The sequence below is a fragment of the Actinophytocola sp. genome (assembly GCF_035712165.1).
GTDB lineage: Bacteria > Actinomycetota > Actinomycetes > Mycobacteriales > Pseudonocardiaceae > DASYTH01.
This window is the reverse complement of record NZ_DASTBH010000526.1, coordinates 1-3,735: the sequence shown is the minus strand read 5'-3', so window position 1 is coordinate 3,735 and position 3,735 is coordinate 1. Positions and strand designations below refer to the sequence as shown.

2 protein-coding genes, 2 tRNA genes and 1 pseudogene are annotated in these 3,735 nt (G+C 70.3%); 3 read left to right on the top strand and 2 right to left on the bottom strand.

What is annotated here, in order from left to right; translation table 11 throughout:
- Together VFO68_RS29780 and VFO68_RS29775 are read left to right on the top strand one after the other, a co-directional pair.
- Nucleotides 1–175, top strand: a pseudogene (locus VFO68_RS29780) (oligoribonuclease); the annotation flags it as partial.
- A gap of 171 nt (nt 176–346) precedes the next feature.
- A tRNA-His gene (locus VFO68_RS29775) sits at nt 347–422 on the top strand.
- A 69-nt stretch (nt 423–491) separates the two neighbouring features.
- On the opposite strand, the gene VFO68_RS29770 is transcribed toward VFO68_RS29775, so the two are convergent.
- A complete protein-coding gene (locus VFO68_RS29770; protein WP_325161732.1) occupies nt 492–1,760 on the bottom strand; it encodes a L,D-transpeptidase in 1,269 nt (422 codons plus the stop codon).
- 141 nt (nt 1,761–1,901) lie between these two features.
- Nucleotides 1,902–3,230 (bottom strand): L,D-transpeptidase, encoded by a 1,329-nt coding sequence (locus VFO68_RS29765; RefSeq protein WP_325161731.1) that lies wholly within the window; start codon nt 3,228–3,230, stop codon nt 1,902–1,904.
- A gap of 355 nt (nt 3,231–3,585) precedes the next feature.
- Between VFO68_RS29765 and VFO68_RS29760 the strand changes: the two genes are divergently transcribed.
- Nucleotides 3,586–3,658, top strand: a tRNA-Lys gene (locus VFO68_RS29760).
- The last annotated feature ends 77 nt before the right edge of the window (nt 3,659–3,735 follow it).

The window sequence follows — 3,735 nt, the reverse complement described above, 5'->3', positions numbered from 1 at the left end:
CCGGCGCTGGTATCCGCGGGTGTACTTCGGCCAGCCGCCGAAGGGCCTAGCTCACCGGGCGCTGGCCGACATCCGGGAGAGCATCCGGGAGCTCGAGTACTACCGCCGGGCCATCTTCGTGCCCCCACCCGGCCCCGACGTGGAGGCAGCCAAGGCCATCGCCGCCGGGATCTGACTTCCCGCGATCTTGCGCTTGTCAGGTGCGGTTGCCCTGGTCTGTCCCTTTCTGGGTGCAAGATCGTGCGGATCGCCGGGGCGGGAGTTACCCGCTCGACGCGTTCCGGGGTGTTGCGGCTATCATGGGTCGGCACCTCGCGGCGGGCGCGGCCCGCGGCGGTGATGCATGGTGGTCGTAGCTCAGCTGGTAGAGCACCGGGTTGTGGTCCCGGGGGTCGCGGGTTCGAGTCCCGTCGATCACCCCACGCGAATCGGCCGGCACCCCCTCGGTGCCGGCCGTCGTCGTTCGCCGGTTTCCTCGCCGGCCGGGGCGCTCAGCCCTCCACCGGGAGGGCGCTGCCCTTGGTCCACTGCTTCCAGCTCACGTTCCAGGCCGTCCAGCCGTTGCCGTTGGCGAGCTTGCGTTCCGTGCCCTTGATCGTGACCGGGTCGCCCATCTTCGTGACGCCGAACAGCCAGGCCGCGTTGGCCATCGACATGTTCACGCAGCCGTGCGAGACGTTGCGCCGGCCCTGCGCGTCCACCGACCACGGCGCCGCGTGGAGGAACTCGCCGCCGTACGTCAGCCGCTGCGCGTACTCGATGTCGACCCGGTAGCCCTCCTTGGGCCCCAGCTCGTCGAACGTGTCGAAGACCGTCTTGCGCAGCTTGCCCATCACGACCATCGTGCCGCTGGAGGACGGCGTCGACGGCTTGCCCAGGCTGATCGGGATGGTCCGCAGCACCTTGCCGTTGCGCTTGACCGTCATCCGCTTCGAGTTGTTGCTGACCGTCATGACCACGGCCGAGCCCACCTTGACCCGCAGCGTGATGTCCGACCGGCCGTACCAACCGCTGCCCATCGGCAGGCCGCGGGCCGCGACCTTGACCGAGATCTTGGTGTTGGCCTTCCAGAACGCCTTCGGCCGGTACTGCACCTCCGTGCCGCTCAGCCAGTTCCACGCGCCGGTCTGCGCCGGGGTGCTGGTCACCGTCATCCGCTTCTGCACGTCGTCGCGGAGGCTCTTCGGGATCGAGCGGCCGAAGTTCACGATCAGCGGCATGCCGATGCCCACCACCGCGTCGTCGCCGAGTTGGGTGCTCACCCGGACCAGCTTCTCCGGCTTGGCCATCACCGTGAAGCTGCTGGTCGTGGTGGCCGTCTTGCCGTCCGCGCCGTCGACCGTGATCGCCGCCGTGTACTTCGTGCCCCACTTGAGGGCCTCCGCCGGCACCCACGACTTGCCGTCGGCCGCCAGCTCGCCCGGGACCGACCCGCCCTTCGAATCGGTAAGCGTCAGGCTGGCGACGCCGCTGGCCTCCCGCGTGGTGAAGGCGATGCGGGTGAGCGGCGCGACATCAGTCGCGTCGGGCGCCGGGTCCGTGACCGTCGCGCCGAGTTCGGGCTCCGTCTGCGTGTTCTGGTTGTCCGCGCCGCCGCCGGCCCCGCCCTTCCAGCCGGCGCCCCGCGGCCCGCCCGCGTCGCCACCGCCGCCGGAGCAGCCCGCCGTGGCGGCGAGCGCGCCCGCGAGCACCAGCGCCGCGACGGTCCGCAGGGCGGTCCGCCGGCGGGAAAGGCCTACGGTTGTACGGCTAGCGCGCATCGTCCCCTCACATGGTCCCCGATAATCTGATGCACATCGTGCCGTACTTGGTTGCGGACGCTGGTCCCGGAATCGTGCCGCGAGGCCAAGTTGACACCTTTGGCCAAGCCACAAATCCGGCGTACCCCCACTTTCGCCGTGTTATGCGGCCGGTGGCACCGTCGGGCCGACCGTCGCCGTGCCGTCGCCTGCAGCGCCGTCGCCGTCGCCGGCGGCGGCGGCGGCGGCCAGTTCCGGCGGCACCGGCAGGGCGCTGCCCTTGATGTACCGCTGCCACGAGTGGTTCCAGGCCGTCCAGCCGTCCCCGTTGGCCAGCTTGCGCTCCGTGCCCTTCACCGTGATCGGGTCGCCGACCAGCGTCTGTCGGAAGAGCCACACCGCGTTGCCGTTCGACATGTTCACGCAGCCGTGCGAGACGTTGCGGCGGCCCTGCGCGCCGACCGACCACGGCGCCGCGTGGATGTACTGGCCGCTCCAGGTGATCCGCTGGGCGTACGCGATGTCCGTCCGGTAGCCCTCCACCGGGCCGAGCTCGGCGAACGTGTCGAAGACCGTGCTCTCCTTCTTCTCCATCACCACCATCGTGCCGCTGGAGGAGGGAGTGCTCTTCTTGCCCAGGCTGACGGGGATCGTCCGGACCAGCTTGCCGTCCCTGTACACGTACATCTGCTTGGTCTTGTTGTCGACGTCCATCGTCAGCTTGCGGCCGATCGTCGCCGTCGCCGTGCGGTCCACGTTGCCGTACCGGCCCTTGCCCACCGGCAGGCCCTCGATGGCCAGCCGGACCGTCAGCTTCGTGCCCGGCTGCCAGTACGACGGCGGGCGGTAGTACGCCTGCGTGCCGCTGTCCACCCAGTGCCACACCCCCGGCTGCGGTGGGTCGCTGCGGACGAACAGGCGGCGCTCGACGTTCGCCCGGTCCTTCGGCGCGATGCCCGGGTTGAACTCCGCGACCACCGGCATCGCCACGCCGTACGTCTTGCCGTCGAACATGTAGAGGCCGCTGCCGATGACCCGGCCCGGGCGGGAGCGCATCGTGGCGAACGTCGTCGTGCGGGTCTCCGGGGCGCCGCCGTCCGCGCGCTCCACCGTCACCGTGGCCGTGTACGTCCGCCCGTACTTCAGCGGCTTCGCCGGCACCCACGCGGTGCCGTCGTCGCGCATCTCGCCGCTGACCTTGGCACCCTTGTCGTCGCTGAGGGTGACGGAGCTCACCCGGCCGCCGGTGACCTTCGTCCCCACCTCCGTGCTGATCGGGAGGTTCTTCGCGTTCCCGGCCGGGGTGACCGCGAGCGAGAACGGCTCGGGCGGCGCCGTGCTGGTCGGCGGGGCGTCGGGGCTGGCGCCGGGGGAGGGGGCGGCGAAGCGGGGCCGCTCGCCCTCGGCATTCCGACCGCAGGCGACAAGGCCCAGCGGTACGACCAGCGCCAAGCCCAGGACCAGGGCGGCTGCCCGCGTCGTTCGTGCCATCACTACCCCGTTCGATCAATCCGTCAGCCGGTCGTGCGGCCGTAGTGCGGCCGGTCGCCCGGTTCGTCGTTCGCCTAGCGTCCGGCTCGTCGTCCGGCTCGTGCGGCCTATCGTGCACCACGCGTCGCAGGAAGCAGAGCACACGCGCGCAACTATCACGTTCGCTCTTCGTGTTTGCCGGCGTCGTGGGTCGGGCGTTCGTTGCCGCCGCCGGTATAGAGGGTGGTGACGGCCTAGATGGTTGCCCTCGGTGTGTGTCACTACACTGCGTAGATGGCTGGCGGCCCGCCTGTGACGGGATACCCGGTGGGAGCCCGGGCGGGCGTCATGCTATGGTTTCGGACGTTGTCAGCGAGCGCCGCTAGCTCAACTGGCAGAGCAGCGGACTCTTAATCCGCGGGTTCGGGGTTCGAGTCCCTGGCGGCGCACCCAGCATGAGCAGGCCGTACAGCCACCGGGCTGTGCGGCTTCGGTCATTTCGGAGGCGGTTGACAGCAACCGTGAC